Source organism: Rugamonas brunnea (assembly GCF_014042345.1).
Classification (GTDB): domain Bacteria; phylum Pseudomonadota; class Gammaproteobacteria; order Burkholderiales; family Burkholderiaceae_D; genus Rugamonas; species Rugamonas brunnea.
The window spans coordinates 169236-192089 of record NZ_JACEZT010000009.1 but is presented as its reverse complement, the minus strand read 5'-3'; the positions used below and the strand labels follow the sequence as shown (position 1 = coordinate 192089).

Annotated in this window: 16 protein-coding genes; 14 read left to right on the top strand and 2 right to left on the bottom strand. The window is 65.5% G+C overall.

The genetic code is table 11. The annotated features are described in order from the left end of the window. Positions 1-34: 34 nt before the first annotated feature. The 8 genes from H3H37_RS15240 to H3H37_RS15205 all read left to right on the top strand — a co-directional run bounded on the left by H3H37_RS15240 (position 35) and on the right by H3H37_RS15205 (position 9435). Complete coding sequence (locus tag H3H37_RS15240) at positions 35-1420, top strand: NarK family nitrate/nitrite MFS transporter (protein WP_182163938.1); 1386 nt, start codon at positions 35-37, stop codon at positions 1418-1420. Between the two features lie 86 nt (positions 1421-1506). Next, positions 1507-2934, top strand: coding sequence for an oxygen-independent coproporphyrinogen III oxidase (gene hemN / locus H3H37_RS15235; protein ID WP_182163936.1), 1428 nt, complete (start codon positions 1507-1509; stop codon positions 2932-2934). A 7-nt stretch (positions 2935-2941) separates the two neighbouring features. Beyond that, positions 2942-3622, top strand: a complete 681-nt coding sequence (locus H3H37_RS15230; RefSeq protein ID WP_182164069.1) for a Crp/Fnr family transcriptional regulator — start codon at positions 2942-2944, stop codon at positions 3620-3622. A 31-nt stretch (positions 3623-3653) separates the two neighbouring features. Next, positions 3654-5351, top strand: a complete 1698-nt coding sequence (locus tag H3H37_RS15225; protein ID WP_182163934.1) for a methyl-accepting chemotaxis protein — start codon at positions 3654-3656, stop codon at positions 5349-5351. Positions 5352-5365: 14 nt separating this feature from the next. Further along, positions 5366-6016: a carbonic anhydrase gene (locus tag H3H37_RS15220; RefSeq protein ID WP_182163932.1), complete on the top strand. Its 651-nt coding sequence runs from the start codon at positions 5366-5368 to the stop codon at positions 6014-6016. A 20-nt stretch (positions 6017-6036) separates the two neighbouring features. Further along, a complete protein-coding gene (locus H3H37_RS15215) occupies positions 6037-6279 on the top strand; it encodes a DUF3079 domain-containing protein (RefSeq protein WP_182163930.1) in 243 nt (80 codons plus the stop codon). A gap of 128 nt (positions 6280-6407) precedes the next feature. Continuing rightward, positions 6408-7556: a ribosomal protein uL16 3-hydroxylase gene (locus H3H37_RS15210; RefSeq protein ID WP_182163928.1), complete on the top strand. Its 1149-nt coding sequence runs from the start codon at positions 6408-6410 to the stop codon at positions 7554-7556. 160 nt (positions 7557-7716) lie between these two features. Beyond that, the gene (locus tag H3H37_RS15205) at positions 7717-9435 is read left to right on the top strand and encodes a putative bifunctional diguanylate cyclase/phosphodiesterase (protein WP_229218857.1); all 1719 of its coding nucleotides are present in this window, start codon (positions 7717-7719) and stop codon (positions 9433-9435) included. Positions 9436-9478: 43 nt separating this feature from the next. Here the strand turns inward: H3H37_RS15205 and H3H37_RS15200 are convergent, their stop codons facing one another. Beyond that, the gene (locus H3H37_RS15200) at positions 9479-9871 is read right to left on the bottom strand and encodes a hypothetical protein (RefSeq protein ID WP_182163926.1); all 393 of its coding nucleotides are present in this window, start codon (positions 9869-9871) and stop codon (positions 9479-9481) included. A 238-nt stretch (positions 9872-10109) separates the two neighbouring features. On the opposite strand from H3H37_RS15200, the gene H3H37_RS15195 reads away from it, so the two are divergent. The 6 genes from H3H37_RS15195 (at position 10110) to H3H37_RS15170 (ending at position 18252) form a co-directional block, all read left to right on the top strand. Continuing rightward, on the top strand, positions 10110-10661 hold the full coding sequence (locus H3H37_RS15195) for a nitrous oxide reductase accessory protein NosL (RefSeq protein ID WP_182163924.1): 552 nt from the start codon (positions 10110-10112) through the stop codon (positions 10659-10661). Positions 10662-10816: 155 nt separating this feature from the next. After that, positions 10817-14512, top strand: coding sequence for a nitrate reductase subunit alpha (locus tag H3H37_RS15190; protein WP_182163922.1), 3696 nt, complete (start codon positions 10817-10819; stop codon positions 14510-14512). A gap of 29 nt (positions 14513-14541) precedes the next feature. After that, complete coding sequence (gene narH, locus H3H37_RS15185; protein ID WP_182163921.1) at positions 14542-16098, top strand: nitrate reductase subunit beta; 1557 nt, start codon at positions 14542-14544, stop codon at positions 16096-16098. Between the two features lie 34 nt (positions 16099-16132). Continuing rightward, positions 16133-16792 carry a nitrate reductase molybdenum cofactor assembly chaperone gene (gene narJ / locus H3H37_RS15180; protein WP_182163919.1) on the top strand — a complete coding sequence of 220 codons (660 nt, stop codon included), beginning with the start codon at positions 16133-16135 and terminating at the stop codon, positions 16790-16792. Positions 16793-16803: 11 nt separating this feature from the next. Continuing rightward, entirely contained in the window at positions 16804-17487 is a 684-nt protein-coding gene (narI, locus tag H3H37_RS15175; RefSeq protein WP_182163917.1) for a respiratory nitrate reductase subunit gamma, read from the top strand. A gap of 18 nt (positions 17488-17505) precedes the next feature. Then, positions 17506-18252 carry a peptidylprolyl isomerase gene (locus H3H37_RS15170; RefSeq protein ID WP_182163915.1) on the top strand — a complete coding sequence of 249 codons (747 nt, stop codon included), beginning with the start codon at positions 17506-17508 and terminating at the stop codon, positions 18250-18252. Between the two features lie 100 nt (positions 18253-18352). Here H3H37_RS15170 and H3H37_RS15165 read toward each other — a convergent pair whose 3' ends face one another. Then, positions 18353-22696, bottom strand: coding sequence for a DUF4214 domain-containing protein (locus tag H3H37_RS15165; protein WP_182163913.1), 4344 nt, complete (start codon positions 22694-22696; stop codon positions 18353-18355). Positions 22697-22854: the final 158 nt, after the last annotated feature.

Here is a 22854-nt window from a genome sequence, read left to right as displayed (position 1 = left end):
AACCCAAGAATATCAGTGAAATCAGGAGAATAGTATGAGCAAATACATGATCAACACCTGGGAGCCGGAAACCCCGGCCTTCTGGCAAGCGACGGGACGAAGTACCGCCAACCGCAACCTGTGGATCTCCATCCCCGCGCTGGCCCTGGCCTTCGCCGTCTGGATGGTGTGGAGCGTGGTGGTGGTCAAGCTGCCCGCCATCGGCTTCAAGTACAGCACCAACCAGCTGTTCTGGCTGACGGCCTTGCCCGGCCTGTCGGGCGCCACGCTGCGCATCTTCTACTCGTTCATGGTGCCCATCTTCGGCGGCCGCAAGTGGACCACGATCTCCACCGCCTCGCTGCTGATCCCGGCCATCGGCATCGGCTTTGCCGTGCAGGACACCAGCACCGGCTATCCCACCATGCTGATCCTGGCGCTGCTGTGCGGCTTCGGCGGCGGCAACTTCGCCTCGTCCATGGCCAACATCAGCTTCTTCTTCCCGAAAGCGCAGAAGGGCTACGCGCTGGGCATGAACGCCGGCCTGGGTAACCTGGGCGTGTCGGCCGTGCAGTTCGTGGTGCCACTGGTGATCACCATGGGCATCTTCGGCACCATCGGCGGCGAAGCGCAGACCATCGGCAAACTGGGCCAGACCAGCAACCTGTGGCTGCAGAACGCCGGCTTCATCTGGGTGCCGTTCATCGCCGTCAGCAGCCTGCTGGCCTGGTTCGGCATGAACGACCTGGCCTCGGCCAAGGCGTCGTTCGCCGAGCAAGCCGTGATCTTCAAGCGCAAACACAACTGGCTCATGTGCTGGCTGTACACGGGCACCTTCGGCTCGTTCATCGGTTACTCGGCCGCCTTCCCGCTGCTGATGAAAACCCAGTTCCCCGACGTGAATCCGCTGCAGTACGCCTTCCTCGGCCCTCTGGTCGGCGCCCTGGCCCGCGTGGTGGGCGGCATCATCTCCGACAAACTGGGCGGCGCCCGCGTCACCTTCTGGACCTTCATCTTCATGATCTGCGCCGTGCTGGGCGTGCTGCACTTCGCGCCGCATGACGGCGTGGCCGGCAACTTCACCGGCTTCTTCTGGATGTTCATGGCGCTGTTCGCCGGCACCGGCGTCGGCAATGCCTCGACCTTCCGCATGATCCCCGTGATCTTCCTGACCGAGCACCAGCGCGCCGCCGCCGGCAAGCCGAAAGCCGCGCAGGAGCAAGCCATCGTGGACGCCAACAAGGAAGGCGCCGCCGTGCTGGGCTTCACCTCGGCCATGGCTGCCTACGGCGCGTTCTTCATTCCGAAGAGCTACGGCACCTCGATCGCCATGACGGGCAGCCCCGACACGGCCCTGTGGTGCTTCATCGGTTTCTACATGAGCTGCATCGCCATCACCTGGTGGTGCTATTCTCGCAAGGGTGCCGCCATGCCTTGCTAAAAGATGGATTCGGAAAGACCGCGACACAATCGCGGCCTTTCCGGAAAAGTCTACCTGGCGGTCAACGCCTAACCTGGAGTTACAATATGTCTACCCCCAAAGTCATCCCGCTCACGCCGTCGGTGGAGTTCGATGCTGCGCTCGTGCGCAAGCTCAACCAGATGGGACCGCGCTACACGTCCTATCCGACGGCGGATCGTTTCGTCAAAGGCTACGCTCAGCAACAATATGAGGAGGCCGTCGAGCGGGTGCGGGCCCGGGGGACCCCGAGCGGGCTGTCGCTGTACATCCACATCCCGTTCTGCGAATCGCTGTGCTACTACTGCGCCTGCAACAAGATCATCACGCAGGACCACAGCAAGGCCGTCACCTACCTCGACTACCTGCGGCGCGAGATCGCCATGCAGGCCAAACTGTTCGCCGGCATCAACCGGGTCGACCAGCTGCACTTCGGCGGCGGCACCCCGACCTACCTGACGGACCAGCAGATGGACGGCCTGCTGGCCTATCTGCGCCAGCATTTCGACTTCGTTCCGGACGACGAGGGCGAATTCTCGGTCGAAGTCGACCCGCGCACCGTCACCCCGCAACGCATCCACACGCTGCGCCGCCAGGGCTTCAACCGCATCAGCCTGGGCATCCAGGACTTCGACCCCGAAGTGCAGCAAGCCGTCAACCGCATCCAGCCCTACGAGCAGACCATCGCCGTGCTGGAGGCCGCGCGCGCGGCCAATTTCCGCTCCATCAGCGTGGACCTGATCTACGGCCTGCCCAAGCAGACCGTGGCCAGCATGGGCCCCACGCTGGACAAGGTGATCGCGGCCCGTCCCGACCGTATCGCCATCTACAACTACGCCCACATGCCGCACCTGTTCAAGGCCCAGCGCCTGATCGACGCGGACACGCTGCCCGACGGCGAAACCAAGCTGGAGATGCTGGGCCTGTGCATCGCGCGCCTGACGGCGGCCGGCTACGTCTACATCGGCATGGACCACTTCGCGCTGCCCGAGGACGACCTGGCCCGCAGCCAGGTCGAGGGTGAGCTGCACCGCAACTTCCAGGGCTATTCGACCCACGCCGACGCCGACATGGTGGCGCTGGGCGTGTCGGCCATCAGCGACGTTGGCGGCAGCTACAGCCAGAACGAGAAGGTGCTGTCGGCCTACTACGAGCGGCTCGACGCCGGCCAGCTGCCGATCGCGCGCGGCATCGACCTGACCGAAGACGACCTGCTGCGCCGCAGTGTGATCGGCAAGCTGATGTGCGACTTCGAACTGCGCTACGCGGACCTGGCCATCCCCGGCAACCAGGAACCGGCCGACTACTTCGCGGCCGACCTGGCCCGCTTGAAGCCGCTGGAGGAGCAGGGCCTGCTGACCGTGGACGGCGACGGCATCAAGGTCAAAATGCGCGGCCGCCTGCTGATCCGTAACGTGTGCATGGCCTTCGACAGCTACCTGCACGCGCCGCGCGAGGAAGGACCGAGCCCGATCCGCTATTCAAGGACGATTTGAGGACATGATGGACAAGACCAAGATCAAAGTACAAACCTTCCTGTCACGCGTACCGCTGTTTAATTCGATGCGCCAGGAAGAACTGGACCGCATCGCGCTGGGCACGACGGAAGTGCGGGCCGAGCGCGGCGAAATCATCTTCCAGCGCGGCGACCCGTGCGTGGGCTTCCACGTGGTGCTGTATGGCCAGATCAAGCTGTCGTTCACCTCGGCCCAGGGCGCGGAAAAGGTGATCGAGCTGATCGGCCCCGGCCAGAGCTTTGGCGAAGCGTTGATGTTCATGGGCAGCCCCTACATCGTGTCGTCGCAGGCCATGGCCGACTCGCTGCTGCTGCACGTGTCCAAGCAGGCCATCTTCCGCGAGATTGAGAACGATTCCGCGTTCGCGGTCAAGATGCTGGCCGGCCTGAGCCAGCGCATGCACAGCCTGATGTCCGACATGGAGTCGTACTCGCTGCGTTCGGGCACCCAGCGCGTGGTGTCCTACCTGCTCAAGGACCATAGCGCCGACACCGGCGCCGAGCTGACGCTGCCCGTGGCCAAGGCGGTGCTGGCATCGCGCCTGAACCTCACGCCCGAGCACTTCTCGCGCATCATGGCTGATTTGAGTTCGCAACAACTGATCGCATTCAAGGGCCGCAAGGTCACCATCCTCGACGAAGAAAAACTGCGTGCCTGCGCCGGTTGAACCGGTGCGGCGCACGCGCCTGGAGTCCCCCATGTTCAAGAACCTCACCATCCGGTTGCGACTCGTGTTCGTGATCGGGTTTTTGTCCGTCCTGCTGGTGCTGGGCGGCGTGATCGGCCTGGTCAGCCTGGCCGGCGCCAACGACACCCTGCGCAACAACTACGAGCAGCGCATGCTGCCCATGTCGCAGCTGGACCAGATCGTGCGCCTGATCGACGCCAACCAGCTGGCCGTGGCCCAGGCGCTCAACGAGACGCCGGAAGTGGTGCAGCCCGAGATGGCGCAAGTCGAGCAGCGCATGGCGCAGATCGCGCGCATGTGGGACACCTATGTACAAAACGGCCTGCGTCCCGAGGAAGTGGGGCTGGCCCACGACTATGCCGAGGCGCGCCAGCAATTCGTGGCGCAAGGCTTGCGGCCCGCGATCGAGGCGCTGCGGCGCGACAACCACGGCGCCGCCCGCACCCTGATGCGCGGCGAAATGGCCCGTTTGTTCCTCCCGGTGCGCAAGAACATCGATGCGCTGATGGCGCTGCACCTGAGCAGCGCGCACGCCGAATTCGAACACAGCCAGTTGATCTACCAGCGCGTGCGCCTGGCCTGCCTGACGGGCATCGCCTTTGGCCTGGTGCTGTCGGCCGTGATCGGCGTGTTGCTGCAACGGGCTATCGTGCGGCCGCTGGAGCAGGCCGTGCGCGTGGCCGGCAGCGTGGCCGCCGGCGACCTGACGCAGCGCATCGCCGTCGAGACCCGTGATGAAACGGGCCAGTTGCTGCAATCGCTGGCCGACATGAACACCAGCCTGACCAGGATCGTGGGCGATGTGCGCGGCGGCACGGCCGCCATCAACGGCGCGGCCCACAGCATCGCGGCCGGCAACGTGGAGCTGGCTGTGCGCACCGAACAGCAGGCCAGCGCCCTGCAGCAGACGGCGGCCTCGATGGAGCAGTTGACGGTGGCCGTGCGCGAGAACGGCGCCAGCGCCCAGCAGGCCAACCAGCTGGCGCAATCGGCCGCGCAGGTGGCCAACGAAGGCGAGGCGGTGGTGGCGAAGGTGGTCAGCACCATGGGCGCCATCAATTCGTCGGCGGTGCGCATCGGCGACATCATCGGCGTGATCGACCGGCTGGCGTTCCAGACCAACCTGCTGGCGCTGAACGCGGCGGTGGAAGCGGCCCGCGCCGGCAATCACGGCAAGGGCTTCGCCGTGGTGGCCAACGAGGTGCACCAGCTGGCGCAGCAATCGGCCGCCGCCGCGCGCCAGATCAAGCAACTGGTGCAGGAGTCGCAGGAACAGGTGGCCGAAGGGGCGGAACTGGTCGACCAGGCCGGCGCCACCATGCACGCGATCCTGACCAGCATCGGCCAGGTGACCTCCATCATCGCCGACATCAGCCGCGCCGGCGCCGAGCAGAGCGCCGGCATAGAGCAGATCAACCAGGCCGTGAGCCAGATGGACGAGGGCACGCGCAGCAACGCCGTGCGGGTGGAGGAGGTGGCTGCCGCTGCCCAGGCCTTGCAGGAGCAGGCCGACGGCCTGTCGGCGCTGGTGGCCGTGTTCAAGGTTGACGGCGCCCCGGCGCCCCGGACGTTCCCGGCGGTCCCTGCGGGCCGGACTTCACCGGCGCCGCGCGCCACCGTGCTGCCGTTCGAACGCCCTGCGCGCAAGTCGCCCGCCGCGCGCGCCGCAGCGCCCGGCCTGCGCAAGCCGCAAGGCCGGCCGGTCTGAGGAAGGGCGGGACGATGGAAGCAATCGAGAAATTCCTGCGCGGTTTCAGCCGGTTCCAGCAACAGTATTTCAGCGATTCGCAGTCGCTGTACGACAGCCTGCGGGCGGGCCAGCGCCCGGCCACGCTGCTGATCGGCTGCTGCGATTCGCGCGTCGATCCCATGCTGCTGACGGGCAGCGAACCCGGTGACCTGTTCGTGGTGCGCAATATCGCCAACCTGGTGCCGCCTTGCACGCCGGACGCGCCGCCGGGTGTCAGTTCGGCCATCGAATTCGCCATCTGCAACCTGGAAGTCGCGCGTGTGATCGTGCTCGGACATGCCCGCTGTGGCGGCATCCGGGCGCTGATGGCGCCGCGCCAGAAGCTGGCCGACACCGATTTCGTGGGCCGCTGGATGAAGATCGCGGAACCGGTGGCCAACGAGGTCAAGCGCAACCTGGCCCACCGCAGCGAGGAACACCAGCACAAGGCGTGCGAACTGGCCAGCATCCTGCATTCGCTGGACAACCTGCTGACCTACCCGTGGCTCAAGGAGCGGGTGGAGAAGGGGCTGGTCAAGCTGCACGGCTGGTATTTTGACATTGAAAGCGGGGCGCTGATGGCTTATTCCCCCCGCCAGCAGCAATTCCTGCCGCTGGTCTGCCCGCTGGAGCGGCGCGGATAAATCAGCACAAGGAGCAGGGTATGGCCAAGGTATTCCCAATCAATCCCAAGCACCCGGAGCGCATCTGCTGGGGGTGCGACAAATACTGCCCGGTCGATTCGCTGGCCTGTGGCAATGGCTCGGAGCGTACCCAGCACCCCATCGAACTGTGGGGCGAAGGCTGGGAAAAATTCGGCCTGAACGCCAAGACCGAGCCGGCCGGGCCGGCGCAGGAAGTCGTCGATCCCTCGGCCGACGCCCCGCCTGAAAAGAGCGGGACATAACACGCTCCCGGACAATCCGGGACGTCACAGACATACCATCCTCGCGCGGTCTTGATCCCGTTGCTATCGCCCGGCGCGCGCCGGTGATAGAACGGCGGGCCCGCTTATTTTCTCCACATTGGTCACGCATGCACACCTTAAACCTGCCCGGCATCACGCCCGAACACTTCCTGCAACACTACTGGCAACGGCAACCGCTGCTGATACGGGGCGGCTTCCGCCAGTTCGAGGACCCGATCAGCCCAGATGAACTGGCTGGTCTCGCGTGCGAGGAGCAGGTCGAATCGCGCCTCGTGTACCGCCGCGACGGTCGCTGGCAGGCCGAGACCGGGCCGTTCGACAGCTACGAACATCTTGGCGAACGCGAATGGTGCCTGATCGTGCAGGCGGCCAACCACTGGTCGCCCGAGGTGCAGGCGCTGGTCGAACCCTTCTCTTTCCTCCCCAAGTGGCGGCTGGACGATGTGATGATCAGCTATTCCACCAAGGACGGCGGCGTCGGCCCCCACATCGACCGTTATGACGTCTTCATCTGCCAGGGTTCGGGCAAGCGCCGCTGGCGCGTGGGCGCGCGCGGCAACCACCGCGAGTTCGCGGCCCACGAAGCCTTGCTGCACACGGACCCGTTCGAGCCCATCATCGACGAGGTGCTGGAGGCGGGCGACATCCTCTACATCCCGCCCGGCTTCCCGCACGACGGCGTGACGCTGGAACACGCCATGAGTTTCTCGGTCGGCTTCCGCGCCAAGTCGGCCTGCGACATGTTCAGCGCGCTGGCCGACCACCTGATCGACAAGGAACTGGGCAACGAACTGCTGGCCGACCCGGGCCGCCCGCTGCACACCCAGCAGGGCCGCATCGACGGCGCCGACTTCGCCCGCATCCGCGCCCAGTTGCAGGCCGTGCTCGACGACGAGGCGCTGCTGGCCGACATGGCCGGCGGCTACCTGTCGCGCGCCAAGTGCCAGCTCGACCTGCAGGCGCTGGAGTCGCCCTACGAGGATGCGGAGCTGGCCGAAGCGCTGGCCGGCGGCGGTGTGCTGGTGCGCACGGGCGGCCTGCGCTGCTTCTACGTGGACGCCACGGCGGCGCAGGGCGTGTGCTACGTGGACGGGGAGCGGACCGACTTCGGCCCCGAGGGCGCCGGCTTCGTGCCCGTGCTGTGCGACCACGAGCGGCTGGACGGGGTGGCGCTGGCGCCATGGCTGTCCCAGCCTGCCATCCTGGCCGCGCTCACGCGCTGGGTGAACGCCGGTTACTGGTACTTTGCCGACTGAGCATGGGTCGTTAATGCCACCGGGCAACCCGCTGTCGTGAATGGTTGTCGCAATCCGATACGTGGATGTGCATCATAACTTGACGATTTGAAACAATTTGGCTAGCCTGAACGACAGGGTTGTCGACCAATAGTCGCCTCGCTTGCGGGATGGTGTCGCCATGATGGAATCGGAAGCGTGGGCCCAGCGTGCCCCGGAAGACGAGGTACTCAAGCAGCTCAGGCTGGCCGACACCTATTTCAGGCACAGCGTTGCCAGCCTCGTCATCCTCGACCGCGATTTCAATTTCGTGCGGGTCAACCAGACCTACGCCGATGCCTGCCGGCGCGACATCAACGATTTCGTCGGCCATAACCATTTCGACCTCTTCCCCTCGGACGCGCGCTTGATTTTCGAGGAGGTGCTGCGCTCCAAGCAGGGCTATGTGACCTTCACCCGGCCCTTCGAGTTCGCCGACCAGCCCGAGCGTGGCGTCACCTACTGGGACTGGACCCTGGTTCCCGTGCTGGACCTGGCAGGCGAGGTCGAATATCTGGTGTTCTCGCTGGTCGAGGTGACGGCCCGCAAACGCGCGGAGCAGTTGATCTGGCACCAGGCCAATATCGACGGCCTGACGGGCGCACCGAATCGTTACCTGTTCAAGGAAAGGCTGCAACAGCGGCTGGACCTGGTGCCGCCGGCGCCGTTCGCGCTGCTGTTGCTGGACCTCGACCATTTCAAGGAAGTCAACGATACGCTGGGCCATGACAAGGGCGACGAATTGCTGATCGAGGCGGTGCGCCGCATCGACGCCTGCCTCGGCGGCCCCGGCCAGGCGGCCCGGCTGGGCGGTGACGAATTCGCCGTGACGGTGACCGACCGCGAACAACTGGCCACGCTCGACAACCTGGCCGGGCGGCTGGTGGCCAGCGTGGCCGCGCCCTACCACCTGGGCGGGGAGCGCGCGTTTGTCTCGGCCAGCATCGGCATCGCCCACTATCCGACCGACGGCGCCACCATCGCGGACCTGCTGCGCCATGCCGACCAGGCCATGTATGCGGCCAAGAGCGCGGGCCGCAACCGCTACACCCGCTTTAGCCACGCGCTGCAGGACGCCATGCAGCAGCGCATCAGCCTCAGCAACGATCTGCGCGACGCGTTGGGGCTAGGGCAGCTGGAGGTGCATTACCAGCCCATCGTGGAGCTGGCCACAGGACGCGTGTGCAAGGCCGAGGCGCTGTTGCGCTGGCACCATCCGCGCCGGGGCGCCGTATCGCCGGCCCATTTCGTTCCGCTGGCCGAGGCCAGTGGATTGATCGTCGATATCGGCGACTGGGTGTTCCGTCGTGCGGCGGAGCAGGTGCGGCGCGTGATGGCGCTCGATTGCCCCGAATTCCAGATCGGCGTGAACGTGTCGCCGCTGCAGTTCCGTAACGATGCCGGCATGCGCAAGCGCTGGCTGGCCCACCTTGCGGCACTGGGCCTGCCAACCCGCAGCGTGGGCATCGAGATCACCGAGGGGCTGCTGCTGGATGTGAGCGCGGAACTGACGGAGACGCTGCGCCGCTTCAGCGCGGCTGGCATCCAGATTTCACTCGATGATTTCGGCACCGGTTATGCGTCGCTGGCCTACCTGACCCGCTTCGACCTGGACGTGCTGAAGATAGACCGCACGTTTGTGCACCGGATGGACAGCCACGCGTCCGACCTGGCCCTGTGCGAAGCCATCGTGGCGATGGCGCACAAGCTGGGCATGACGGTGGTGGCCGAGGGCGTGGAAACGCGGCGCCAGCGCGACCTGCTGGAGGCGGCTGGCTGCGATTACGGGCAGGGCTACCTGTTCGCACGCCCCATGGCGGGGCCGGCACTGGAAGCCAGCCTGCGGGGCGCCCGCCACTGACGGCGCGGCCCTGCTGGCTGTCCCTGCTATTCAGTCCTGCAACTCAGGAGAACTGCAGCAATTCGCCGTCCGGGTCGAACGCGAGGAAGCGCTCCATGCGGCCTTGCTGGATGGCCTGCACCATGTCTTTCAGCGCGCCTTCGGTCTGGCGCGCGTCCGGCAACTGGCCAGCGCTGCCCGACAGGCTGGTGACCAGCACCACATCCCACGGCGCACCCATGGCGCGCGATTCGGCCGCCAGGTTGGCGAAGGTGTCGAGTTCCCCCACCTGCTTATCGACGCACATCACGGGCGTGAGCGTGCCGCGCCGCGGCGCGCCGGCGTTGGCCGGGTCGATGGCCTCATATTCGGCGCGGGTGAAGGTAAACAGCAGGCGCTGGGGTTCCGCTTGCAGCGCGGCGGCCGATAGCAGGTCGGTAAAACTGGCGATATTCACGGGGACTTCCTTTCAATGTGCGGGCGCGATGCGACACACGGATCGTGCGCATGCGCCACCCGTATGTATAACCCGGCGCGGGCCGCGTGGCCATCGGCGCGAGTGGCTAGCGGGCCTAGTTCTTTTGGCCGAGGGTGGTCACGGAAATCCTTGAGCCACATCATATTATTTGCGCGTGCCGTTTCGGACAATGGTGGCTTGGGCGGAGATGCCGCCGTGTGGAAGGAAAGGTTATACCATGTTGTCGAGGAAGCGCCATTATCTGAGCGTGGCCACCCAGGCGGTGGCGCTGGCGGGATTGCTGCGGGTGCTGTTCCTGGCCCCGTCGCTGCAGCCGGCCGATGCGGACGCCCAGCCGGCGCCGCCGCCGTCCGCCCAGGCCGCGTCCTGCGCCACGGCGCCCACGGGGCAGATCCAGTACGACCAGGGCCGCCCGGTGTTCTATTGCTCGCTGTCGGCCATGTTCGCGATGCTGGCCTCGGTGGAGCAGCCCGGCTTCGTGCGGGCCAGCTTCGTGCAGGACGCGGGCGCGCCGGCCGCCGCCGCAAACAGTGGCAACGATGTCAACGCGAACGGCTGGGTGGCGGCGCGGCTGGCCACCTATGTGTTGCGTGGCCCGCAAGGTCAGGGCAAGGGCGAGGGTGTGGTGGCCGCGTTCGCGTCCGCGCACCATGCGCAAGCCTACGCGCGCGCCGGTGGCGGGCGCTTGCTGTCTTACCAACAATTGCTGACGGTCGCCAGCAACGTCGCTGTCACGGAATCCACGGCCGGCCTAGTCACAAAGACCTAAACGGACTAGTCCTTCTCGCCCCGCCCGCCAGACTTCTTGCCGATTCACACTAAACACCCCCCTGCGTAGACTGCATGGTATCGACGGCCTCACGCATGTTGCGTGAGGAGGTGTTTAGTTCCTGGTACCGCACAGGGTGCAAGTGAGGAGGCAGCATGAGTCATTTTCTGGATCGCCTGAAATTCTTCAGCAAAACAAAATCAACGTTTTCCGACGGCCACGGGGCAGTTGTCCACGAGGACCGGACCTGGGAAAACGCCTACCGCCAGCGCTGGCAGCATGACAAGATCGTGCGTTCCACGCACGGCGTGAACTGCACCGGCTCCTGCAGCTGGAAGGTGTACGTGAAGAACGGGCTGATCACCTGGGAAACCCAGCAGACCGATTACCCGCGTACGCGGCCCGATCTGCCCAACCACGAGCCACGCGGCTGCCCGCGCGGCGCCAGCTATTCCTGGTACGTGTATTCGGCCCAGCGCGTCAAGTACCCGATGGTGCGCGGCCGCCTGATGGACATGTGGCGCGAAGCGCGCAAGACCATGGACCCGGTCACGGCTTGGGACTACATCAGTCAGAATCCCGAACGCGCCAATCAGTACAAGTCCGTGCGCGGCCTGGGCGGCTTCGTGCGCGCCGACTGGGACACCTGCAACGAGATGATCGCGGCCGCCAACGCCCTGACCATCAAGAAATACGGCCCTGACCGTATCGTCGGCTTCTCGCCGATTCCCGCCATGTCCATGGTCAGCTACGCGGCCGGTACCCGTTACCTGTCGCTGATCGGCGGCGTGGCACTGAGCTTCTACGACTGGTACTGCGACCTGCCGCCAAGCAGCCCGCAAGTGTGGGGCGAACAGACCGACGTGCCGGAATCGGCCGACTGGTACAACTCCACCTTCCTGATGGTGTGGGGCTCGAACGTGCCAATGACCCGTACCCCGGACGCCCACTTCTACACCGAAGTGCGCTACAAGGGCACCAAGACCGTGGCCGTGTCGTCCGACTTCGGCGAAATGGCCAAGTTCGGCGACATCTGGCTGGCGCCGAAGCAGGGCACCGACGCCGCGCTGGCGATGGCCATGGGCCACGTGATCCTGAAGGAATTCCACACCGAAGGCCAGTCCCAGTACTTCAAGGACTACGCCAAGCAATACACCGACTTCCCGATGCTGGTGCTGCTCAAGGAGCAGAACGGCACGCTGGCGCCCGAGTACTTCCTGCGCGCCTCGCACCTGGCCAACAACCTGGACGAGACCAATAACCCCGAATGGAAAACCCTGCTCATCGACGACGCCAGCGGCGAGATCGTGGCGCCGGCCGGCTCGATCGGCTTCCGTTGGGGCGAAGAGGGCAAGTGGAACCTGGAGATGAAGCAGGGCGGCAACAGCAAGCCTGTTGATCCGCGCCTGTCGCTGATCGGCTGCGCCGATGAAATCGCATCCGTGGGCTTCGCCTACTTCGGCGGCAAGGATGCCAGCGATCTGCTGATGCGCAACGTGCCCGTCAAGCGCCTGACCCTGGCCGACGGCAGCACCGCGCTGGTCGCCACCGTGTTCGACCTGACCATGGCCAACTACGGTATCGACCGTGGCCTGGGCGGCGGCAACGTCGCCACCAGCTACGCCGACGACGTGCCTTACACGCCGGAATGGCAGGTCAAGCACACCGGCGTGAAAGCGGCCGACGTGATCACCGTGGCCCGCCAGTTCGCGCAGAACGCCGACCAGACCCGTGGTAAGAGCATGGTCATCGTGGGCGCCGCGCTGAATCACTGGTACCACATGGACATGACCTATCGCGGCATCATCAACATGCTGATGATGTGCGGTTGCGTGGGCCAATCGGGCGGCGGCTGGGCGCACTACGTGGGCCAGGAAAAGCTGCGTCCGCAAACCGGCTGGACTCCGCTGGCGTTCGCCCAGGACTGGAACCGTCCGATGCGCCAGATGAACGGCACCTCGTTCTTCTACAACCACACCAGCCAGTGGCGCCACGAGAAGCTGCACACGGAAGAAATCTCGTCGCCGACGGCCGGTCCGGACGTGGCGCCGATGACGCTGCTCGACTACAACGCCAAGGCCGAACGCCTCGGTTGGCTTCCATCGGCACCGCAACTGGAAACCAACCCGCTGGAAGTGGCGCGCGCCGCCGCAGCCGCAGGCCAGGACCCAGCCGCCTACGCCGTGCAGCAGATCAAGGACGGCAAACTGAACTTCTCGTGCGATGACCCGGACAATCCGGCCAACTTCCCGCGCAATATGTTCGTGTGGCGTTCCAACATCCTGGGCAGCTCGGGCAAGGGCCACGAGTACTTCCTCAAGTACCTGCTGGGCACCCAGAACGCGCTGATGAGCGACGAGTCGCAGTGCATCAAGCCGGCCCACGTGAAGGTGCGTCCGGCCGTGGAAGGCAAGCTCGATCTGCTGGTGGTGCTGGACTTCCGTATGTCGACCACCTGCCTGTACGGCGACATCGTGCTGCCGACGGCCACCTGGTACGAGAAGGACGACATGAACACGTCCGACATGCACCCGTTCATCCACCCGCTGTCGGAAGCCGTGCAACCGCTGTGGCAATCGAAGTCGGACTGGGAGATCTACAAGGGCCTGGCCAAGAAGTTCTCGGAAATCGGCGGCGCCGCGCTGGGCACCCAGAAGGATCTGGTGCTGTCCCCGCTGATGCACGACACCCCGGGCGAACTGGGTCAACCGTTCGATCCGAAGGACTGGCGCGCCGGCGAGTGCGAACCGATCCCGGGCAAGACCATGCCAAGCATGACCGTGATCGAGCGCGATTACACCCAGATCTACAAAAAATTCACCTCGATCGGCCCGCTGCTGGAGAAGATCGGCAACGGCGGCAAGGGCATCAGCTGGAAGACCGGCCACGAAGTGGACGTGCTGCGCGGCGTGAACCGCACCGTGCTGGAAGAGGGCATCTCGCAAGGCCAGCCACGCCTGGAGTCGGCCATCGACGCGGCGGAAATGATCCTGTCGCTGGCGCCGGAAACCAACGGCCACGTGGCGGTCAAGGCATGGGATGCGCTGTCCAAGATCACGGGCCGCGACCACACCCACCTGGCGCTGCCGCGTGAGCATGACTCGATCCGCTTCCGCGACGTGCAGGCCCAGCCCCGCAAGATCATCTCCTCGCCCACCTGGTCGGGTCTGGAGTCGGAAGAAGTCAGCTACAACGCCTGCTACACCAACGTGCATGAACTGATCCCATGGCGCACGCTGACGGGCCGCCAGCAGTTCTACCAGGATCACCTGTGGATGCGTGATTTTGGCGAAGGTCTGTGCGTCTACAAGCCGGCCATCAACACCAAGACCACGGCCGCCATGCTGGGCGCCAAACCGAACGGCAACAAGGAGATCGCGCTCAACTGGATCACGCCGCACCAGAAGTGGGGTATCCACTCCACCTACTCGGACAACCTGCGCATGCTCACGCTGTCGCGCGGCGGCCCGCACGTGTGGCTGTCGGAGATCGACGCCAAGGCGGCCGGCATCGTGGACAACGACTGGATCGAGGTGTTCAACGTGAACGGCACGTTGACGGCGCGCGCCATCGTCAGCCAGCGTGTACCGGAAGGCATGACGCTGATGTACCACGCCCAGGAGAAGATCATCAACGTCCCTGGCGCGGAAACGTCGGGCAAGCGAGGTGGTATCCACAACTCGGTCACGCGGGCGGTCACCAAGCCGACCCACATGATCGGCGGCTACGCCCAGCTGTCGTATGGCTTCAACTACTACGGCACGGTCGGTTCCAACCGCGATGAGTTCGTGTTGGTCCGCAAGATGGATAAAGTCGATTGGCTGGAAGGCCCATTGTCCTCCAAGGCCTGAAACCGTCAACGATAGCGAGGTAAAAACATATGAAAATCAGAGCCCAAATCGGCATGGTGCTGAACCTGGACAAGTGCATTGGTTGCCACACCTGTTCCGTCACCTGCAAGAACGTGTGGACCAGCCGCGACGGCGTGGAATACGCATGGTTCAACAACGTGGAAACCAAACCCGGCGTCGGCTATCCGAAGCAGTGGGAGAACCAGGACAAGTGGAACGGCGGCTGGCGCCGCACGGCGGCCGGCAAGATTGAGCCGCGCCAGGGCAGCCGTCTGAAAATCCTGGCGAACATCTTCGCCAACCCGAACCTGCCGAATATCGACGAGTACTACGAGCCGTTCACCTACGACTACGAGCACCTGCAGCACGCGCCGCTGTCGGAGACGCCGCCTACCGCGCGTCCGATCTCCGTCATCACCGGTAAGAAGATGGACAAGATCGAATGGGGCCCGAACTGGGAGGATGACCTGGGTGGCGAGTTCGCCCAGCGTAGCCAGGACAAGCTGTTCGACAACATGCAGAAGGAGATGTACGGCACCTTCGAGAACACCTTCATGATGTACCTGCCACGCCTGTGCGAGCACTGCCTGAACCCGACTTGCGTGGCCTCGTGCCCGTCCGGTTCCGTGTACAAGCGCGAGGACGACGGCATCGTGCTGATCGACCAGGACAAGTGCCGCGGCTGGCGTATGTGCATCTCCGGCTGCCCGTACAAGAAGATCTATTACAACTGGTCTTCGGGCAAGGCCGAGAAGTGCACGTTCTGCTACCCGCGTATCGAAGCGGGCCAGCCGACCGTGTGCTCGGAAACCTGCGTGGGCCGCATCCGCTACCTGGGCGTGCTGCTGTACGACGCCGACAAGATCGAGGCGGCGGCTTCCGTGGCCGACGAGCGCGACCTGTATCCGTCGCAACTGGGCCTGTTCCTGAACCCGCACGATCCGGAGATCATCGCCGAGGCGCGCCGCCAGGGCATCCCTGATTCGTGGCTGGAGTCGGCCAAGCGTTCGCCCGTCTACAAGATGGCGATGGAATGGAAGGTCGCCTTCCCGCTGCACCCGGAATACCGCACGCTGCCGATGGTGTGGTACATCCCGCCACTGTCGCCTATCCAGGCGGCGGCTGAATCGGGCCAGCTGGGCAAGAACGGCATCCTGCCGGACACCAAGAGCCTGCGCATCCCGGTGCAGTATCTGGCCAACCTGCTGACGGCGGGCGACCAGGTGCCGGTGCTCAAGGCGCTGGACCGCATGCTGGCCATGCGTGCCTACATGCGCGGCAAGAGCGTGGAAGGGGTGGAAAACCTGGAAGTGCTCAAGCAGGTCGGCCTGGAGAAGAACATGGTGGAGGACATGTACCACATCATGGCGATCGCCAACTACGAGGACCGCTTCGTGATCCCGAGCAGCCACAAGGAAATGGCCGAGGACAGCTTCAACGAGAAGGGCAGCTGCGGCTTCAGCTTCGGTAACGGTTGCTCGGACGGCGTGTCCGACCACAGCCTGTTCGGCAAGAAGAAGCAGGGTTCCACCATCTTCGTGCAGATGCCGAAGTCGCGCAAGAAGAAGGAAGTGCTGGACGTCTGATGACGCGGTCCGCTTAGCCCACCAAGGAATGAAGATGAAAAGCTATCAAGTCTTATCCGCGCTGCTGCTCTACCCGGAGCAGGAATTGTGCGACGCCCTGCCCGAACTGCGGCAGGCGCTGGCCGACCGGCCCGAATGGGAGGCCAGCCTGGCCGGCCTGTTCGAGCACCTGGCCAGCACCCCGCTGATCGATCTGCAACAGCAGTACGTGGCCACGTTCGACCGTAATCCGTCGCACTCGCTGCACCTGTTCGAGCATATCCACGGCGAGTCGCGCGATCGCGGCCAGGCCATGGTCGACCTGCTTGCCGAGTACCGCAAGCACGGGCTGGACATGGTCGGCAACGACCTGCCGGACTATGTGCCGCTGTTCCTCGAATTCCTGTCGCAGCAGGAGCGCGACGAAGGTCTGCGCCTGCTGGGCGACGCGGTCCACGTGCTGGCCTACATCGGCCGCAAGCTGAAGGCCAACGCCAGCCCGTACGCCGTGCTGTTCGACCTGCTCGAGGCCGACAGCCCGGTGGCGGCCGAGGAACTGGCCGAGCCGCCCATCCGCGACATGGACGAAGCGCTGGAAACCTTCGGCCCCGGCGCCGACGGCGTCGAGCCGCTGCTCCAGACGTCGCTGGCCAGCGGCCCGCAACCGATTAACTTTTATCCCAAGGCTGCGGCTGCCGCGCCGCAGCGTGCCTGAAGGAGACTGCAGTGAACTATTTACATCAATTCGTGTTCGGGATTTATCCCTACATCGCGCTCGCCATCTTCCTGCTCGGTAGCCTGATTCGCTTCGACCGCGAACAGTACACCTGGAAGTCCGAGTCCAGCCAGACCTTGCACACGGGCGCCCTGCGCCTGGGCAGCCCGCTGTTCCACGTGGGCGTGCTGGGCCTGTTCTTCGGCCACGCGGCCGGTCTGCTGACCCCGGTCGCCGTGTGGGACGCGCTGGGCGTCGAACACGGCACCAAGCAGCTGATCGCGATGACGGCCGGCGGCATCATGGGCTCGTGCGCCATGATCGGCCTGCTGTTGTTGCTGGCCCGCCGCTTCTCGAACGACCGCGTGCGCGCCGTCACCACCTTCAAGGACAAGATCGTCCTGCTGTGGATCCTGGTGACGCTGACCCTGGGCCTGATCTCGATCGGCGCCTCGGCCTCGCACATGGACGGCCACATGATGGTCCTGCTGATGACCTGGGCCCAGCACGTGGTGACCTTCCGCGGCGACGCGGCCGGCTTCATCGAAACGGCGCCGCTGATCTTCAAGCTGCACCTGTTCATGGGCATGTCGCTGTTCGTGATCTTCCCGTTCACCCGTCTGGTGCACGTGTGGAGCGGCTTTGGCGCCGTCGGCTATCTGGGCCGCGCCTTCCAGCTGGTCCGCACCCGTTAATTAATCAGGAGTCTCAACATGGGTATCGCCGTCAACGGAATCGAGGTCAGCGACCTCGCCATCGAACAGGAACTGCCGCACCACCAGGACGCGGCCAATCCCCTGAAACAGGCCGTGCACGAAGTGGTGCTGCGCCAGGTGCTGCTGCAGGAGGCCGACCGCCTCGGCATCACGGGCGAGACGGACGACGCCCGTGTGGAAGCGCTGTTCGAGCGTGAAGTGAAGGTGCCGGAAGTGGACGAGGCCGCGTGCCGCCGCTACTACCAGAGCCAGATCGAACGCTTCTCCAGCGGCGCGCTGGTGGAAGCGCGCCACATCCTGTTCCAGGTCACGCCAACCGTGCAACTGGATTTGGTGCGCAGCACGGCCGAATTGATCCTGGCCGAGCTGCAAGCCAATCCGGACCGTTTCGACGAACTGGCGCGCCAGTACTCGAACTGCCCGTCGGGTGCCGTGGGCGGCAACCTGGGCCAGCTGGCCCGGGGCCAGTGCGTGCCGGAATTCGAGCAACTGCTGTTCCGCATGGCGCCCGGTGAGCTGGCCGGCCGCCTGCTGGAAACCCGCTTCGGGCTGCACATCGTGCAAGCGATGCGCCGCATCGAAGGCGAAGCGCTGCCATTCGAAGCCGTGCAGGCGCAGATCTCGGACGAGCTGCAACGCCAGTCGTGGCAGCGCGCGCTGCACCAGTACCTGCACATCCTGGTCGGCCAGGCTGACATCGAAGGCGTGGAACTGGAAGGCGCGGACTCGCCGCTGGTGCAATAAGGCCAGCGCCACCAAAAACCGGGGTCAGGTCATACCAATTGGCAAGATGCGAACATCTTGCCAATTGGTATGACCTGACCCCGGTTTGCTTTTGCGGCGATCAGGCCAGGTCGGTGGCGTGGAGCTGGGCGGCGTTCACGCCGATCAGGGTGGCCAGGTGCACCAGCTCAGCGGCGTCGACCTGGTGGTTGCCGTTGGCGTCGGCCGTCACATTGCCGGTGGAACCGGCGCCAAAGCGCCATGCTTCCATGTTGCCGCTGCTGTCCTGGCCGATGAAGGTGATGTGCTCGGTCGATGTGGCGGCCACGGCGTAGGCGGCGTTGATGGCCGCTGCCGCCGCGCCCGCGCTGCCGTCGCCCAGGCTGCCCACCTGGATCACATAGCCCTGGCTGCTGTTGAGCGCGGCGCCGCTCACCTGGCTGGCCGCTGCGCTGAGCAGGGTCGGCTGGCCCTGGGCCAGGTGCAGCGTGGCGCCGCTGCCGGGCGCGAAGTTGATCACCAGGGTGTCGCTGCCATCGAGCAGGTCCAGCCGGTCGGCGCCGTTCATGTGGATCGTGTTGCCGACGCCGTCGATGGCGATGGTGGCATGGCCGCCGCTGTAGATCTGGTTGTTGTTGCCATGTCCAAGCAGGTGATCGACCACCGATGACAGCACCACACTTTGCGCCGTCAGGCCTTGCGCCAGCGTCAGCGTATGGCCGGCCAGGCTGATGCCGCCGGCCGCCACGCCGGTGCCGATGCTGGCGGCGGCGATCAGTCCCGTGTTCAGGTAGCCGTTGGCCAGGCCCTGGTTGAGCACCGTGGCCGCAGGCAGCAGGGTGGCGCTGTCGGCGTAGCCGCCCTGGTTGGTGTCGATCAGCCAGCCATTCTGGTGGCCCGGCGCCGCGTGGGTGTTGCTTTCGTCCTCGGGGCTGAGTGCGAACGACACCAGCACGTCGGCCCGGCTGCCGCCGTTGGCCAGCCGGTCCAGCCAGTAATGCAGGCCGCCTGCGTCGGGCGCGCGGTGCAGCACGTTCTGGTACAGCGCGGTCACGAAGGCCTGGTCGGCAGCGCCACCCAGATCGGCGGGGCTGGCGGCGGCGGGGAAGCGCAGCTGGAATTCCTGCGAGGCGATGAACGAGGCTGCGATGTCGGTCAGGGCCGAGCCGCCGCCGAGGAGGGTTTCCCAGTATTCGAGACCGCGCAGGTCCGGCAGCCGGCCCAGCGCCGCGACATACAGTTCGGCCACGGCCGCGTTGTGGGCGTCGGCGACGAAGTACATATTCGGGTAATTGCCGCCGGCGTCCGTCGCCGCGCCGTTGAAGACGATGTAGGAAACGCCGTGGATGGTGACGCTCTTGTTATAGTCGGCGTCGCCGGCGGCGATGTTCTTCAGTTCCAGCTGGCCGCTGCTGTCGAGGCGCACGGCGTAATGGTCGCGCGCGCCGTCGAGCACCACGGCGTGGTGGCCCTGGCCCAGCGTGGCGTTCTGGAAGCCGACCACGGTGTTGACCTGGCCCGCCAACGCCTGGCCGTCAGTCGACGGGTGGAACTGGACATCGGCCGTGCGCATCGCGCCCTGCTGCAGGACGAAGCGGGCGGCACCGGCACCGACGCCGGCCACGGACAGCTTGTACGGGCTAGTTATGGCGCGCAGCAGTGCGCCATCGTCCACCAGTTGGTCCGCCGTCACGCTCAGCACGGGCATACCGCCGTCGGTCAACGTCAGGCCGAACAAGCGGCCCTGCGCGGCCAGCGCCTGCAGCGCGGCCAGGCTGGCTTGCACCTGGGCCGCGCTGTCGCTGACGGTGAAGCTGGCCTGCGGATAGTAGGGGGCCAGTTTGGCCGCGTCGGCTGCGTTGGCGCCGGTCGCGGCCAGCGTGTAGTGTCCGAGCAGCTTGTCCAGCGCGGCGCCGTCCGTGAACAACTTGGCGACGCCGAGCTTCAGGGTGGCCTGGCCGCTGTCGGTCAGCGTGATGGCCGACAGTTTGCCGGCCGCCGCCAGCGCTTGCAGCGCGTCCAGGCTGGCGTTGACGTTGGCCGCGCTGTCGCTGATGGTGTAGCTCAGCGCGACAGCGCTGGTGGCGCTGGCCGCCAGCACGGCGGCCACGCTGTCCTGCACGGCCACATGGTAGTCGCCGGCGATCAGGCGCAGGGCGGCGCTGTCGGCGGCCATCTGGGTGCCGGTGATGGACAGCGTGGCCGTTCCGCTGTCGGTCAGCGTGATGCCTGCCAGTCTGCCGGCGGCGGCCAGCGTCTGCAGGACGTCGAGGTTGGCGGCCACATCGGCCGCGCTGCCGCTGAATCCGGCCGAGGCCACATGCTCGGCCAGGCTGGTGCCCAGCAGGGGCGCGTCGGCCAGCGACGCATCCGTCACGTGCAGGCTGAAATTGCCGCGCATGGCGGCGAACACGCCCCGGTACTGGTCGAACTGGGCGCCCGTCATGCTCTGCACCTGGGCGACGTCGTCGGTGATCTGGATGAAGCCGAGGCGGTCGCTGTGCAGCAGCGTGTTCAGGCCGTCGAGGTTGGCGAACACGGCTGCGCTGGCGTCGTGCACCGGGCCGATGAGGGCCAACTGGCCATTGGCATAGTTTTGCAGTGCATGGGCGACGTCGCGCGTGCCGACCTGGATGTTGATGTTTTGCCAGCCACCCCAGCCGTCGCCGTGGTAGGGGCAGATTTGCAGTGTGACCATGCCGGCCGTGGACGGGGCCTGGTAGGTGACCAGGCGCAGGTCGGCCGCATTGAATTCGTACTCGCCCGGCTTGGCGTCCGGCCACAGGTTGCGGGCGCCGTGCACCTCCAGCGTGCCGCCATTGTCGGGTACCGACACTTCGTAGAACACTTTGGCGTCGTTGGCGCCATCGAGCTGGAACAGGCTGGATAAGGAAACGATGGCGCCCGTGTCCATGGCCGTGAGCACCTTTGGCAGCACCATGGTGTCGGCACTGGTGCCGGAGAAGGTCCAGTGGATGTCGTTCGCCGCGCTCCATTGCTGGCCCACCAGGGCCTGGATGGACAGGACGGCGGCGCCGTCCGCGCCAGGGGACAGGAATTGCAGGCGGGCCAGGTCGGCCGCGCCGATCACCACGTCGCCGGCCGCGTGCTGCTCGGCCGTGGCCAGGTCGGTGGCGCCGTGCAGGTCGAGCGCGCCGCTGCCTGCCGCGTGGAACAGGTAGCGGCTGACGGGGAGCGCATCGGGATTGAAGACGGCGAACAGGGGGGCGACGTCGACCGCGGCCGACAGGCCCAGCTTGTGGCTGACGCCGGCCAGCTGCACCACCGGGCTCGACAGCGACGCGGCCACCGCCACGCCGCCGCCTTCGGCCTGCATCTCGTCCATCGACACTTCGAACTGGGCAGTCCAGTTCTGGCTGGCGTAATTGTCGCCCCACGGGTTGCGCACGATGAACTTGTCGGTGCCGGCGTCGTAGCCGAGCACGGCGAACGCATGCCAGCCGACCAGCTCGATCATGCCGTCGCTGTCATAGGTATGCGGCGCATCCTTGGTGGTCTCGAACACCACGTCGCGGTGCGCGGCCAGCGCGGCCACCAGCATCGCTTTCTTGTCGGCCCAGTCGCTGGCCGTGGTGCTGTAATAGGTGACCCGGGCGTTGCTCATGGCCGGCAGCACGATGCTGGTGATGTTGCCGTCGATATTTTCATAGCTGTTGACGGCCGGATGGCCGACCATGCCCGTTTCGCTCAGCTGGGCATACGCTTTCTCCAGCAGCGGCATCCACAGGGCGACCTCCTGCTGCGCGCCGTTATGGCCATAGACCTGGTGGCCGTAGGCGTCGGTCGGCAGTTGTTGGTTCACGGTGACCCACACCTCGTTGCCATGCAGGTAGAAACGCACGCCATAGGTGCCGTTGCCATTGTCCACGATCATGGACTTGAGCAGGTCGGGATGGTTGTTGACCATCTCGATCATGCTGGCGCACACCACGCAGTCGCCCAGCGCACCCTGGGCCACGTCGACGATGGCTGCCGCCCCCGTGTGGCCGTACAGCGGGCCGCTGACGGTGCGGTATTGGGGCTGGGTCACGCTGCGCTGGTTGTCCGGCACCATGGTCAGGTCGGGCATGTCCGTGCCCAGGAACCATTTGGAGATCAGCTCGTTGAGCTGGGTGACGCTGCTGTCGGCGCGCAGGTTGCCCAGCGTCGCCGAATCCGTACTGCCGCCATGCCAGGCGATATTGGCCGGGTTGCCCAGCACCAGCTGGGTGAAGATGTCGGCCACGTAGCTGGTGGCCGTCACGCCGTTGTTGAGGTGGGCCGCCACCGTTTGCAGCGCCTGGAACTCGGCGGCCGTGAACGTCCCGTCGGCGGCGGTGTCGTTGAGCACCCGCAGGGCTTCGTTGTAGCTGAGCACACCATCGGCGGCGGCAGTGGCCAGGTCGTTGCGCACGCCGTTGTCGGCGAGGGCGGCAATCCAGTCGGTGGTGGCGGATGTGGTCAAACAATGCTCCTTGGATAAACGGCATGCGTGCGGATGTGCACGGTCGGTGGCATGATATTGCCGTCGGTAAATAATATATTATTATGCAACTTATTGCAATGTTGTAAAACAACTTGGCATACCAATTTGATAAAAGACTAGTGCTTATGGACTAGGGC

Bases quoted from the DNA above. Each gene is read 5' to 3' on its own strand.
- narJ (WP_182163919.1), top strand. From the start codon at position 16,133: ATGAAAAGCTATCAAGTCTTATCCGCGCTGCTGCTCTACCCGGAGCAG.
- H3H37_RS15210 (WP_182163928.1), top strand. From the start codon at position 6,408: ATGCACACCTTAAACCTGCCCGGCATCACGCCCGAACACTTCCTGCAA.
- H3H37_RS15220 (WP_182163932.1), top strand. From the start codon at position 5,366: ATGGAAGCAATCGAGAAATTCCTGCGCGGTTTCAGCCGGTTCCAGCAA.
- H3H37_RS15170 (WP_182163915.1), top strand. From the start codon at position 17,506: ATGGGTATCGCCGTCAACGGAATCGAGGTCAGCGACCTCGCCATCGAA.
- H3H37_RS15195 (WP_182163924.1), top strand. From the start codon at position 10,110: ATGTTGTCGAGGAAGCGCCATTATCTGAGCGTGGCCACCCAGGCGGTG.
- H3H37_RS15240 (WP_182163938.1), top strand. From the start codon at position 35: ATGAGCAAATACATGATCAACACCTGGGAGCCGGAAACCCCGGCCTTC.
- H3H37_RS15205 (WP_229218857.1), top strand. From the start codon at position 7,717: ATGATGGAATCGGAAGCGTGGGCCCAGCGTGCCCCGGAAGACGAGGTA.
- H3H37_RS15230 (WP_182164069.1), top strand. From the start codon at position 2,942: ATGGACAAGACCAAGATCAAAGTACAAACCTTCCTGTCACGCGTACCG.
- narH (WP_182163921.1), top strand. From the start codon at position 14,542: ATGAAAATCAGAGCCCAAATCGGCATGGTGCTGAACCTGGACAAGTGC.
- H3H37_RS15190 (WP_182163922.1), top strand. From the start codon at position 10,817: ATGAGTCATTTTCTGGATCGCCTGAAATTCTTCAGCAAAACAAAATCA.
- hemN (WP_182163936.1), top strand. From the start codon at position 1,507: ATGTCTACCCCCAAAGTCATCCCGCTCACGCCGTCGGTGGAGTTCGAT.
- H3H37_RS15225 (WP_182163934.1), top strand. From the start codon at position 3,654: ATGTTCAAGAACCTCACCATCCGGTTGCGACTCGTGTTCGTGATCGGG.
- H3H37_RS15215 (WP_182163930.1), top strand. From the start codon at position 6,037: ATGGCCAAGGTATTCCCAATCAATCCCAAGCACCCGGAGCGCATCTGC.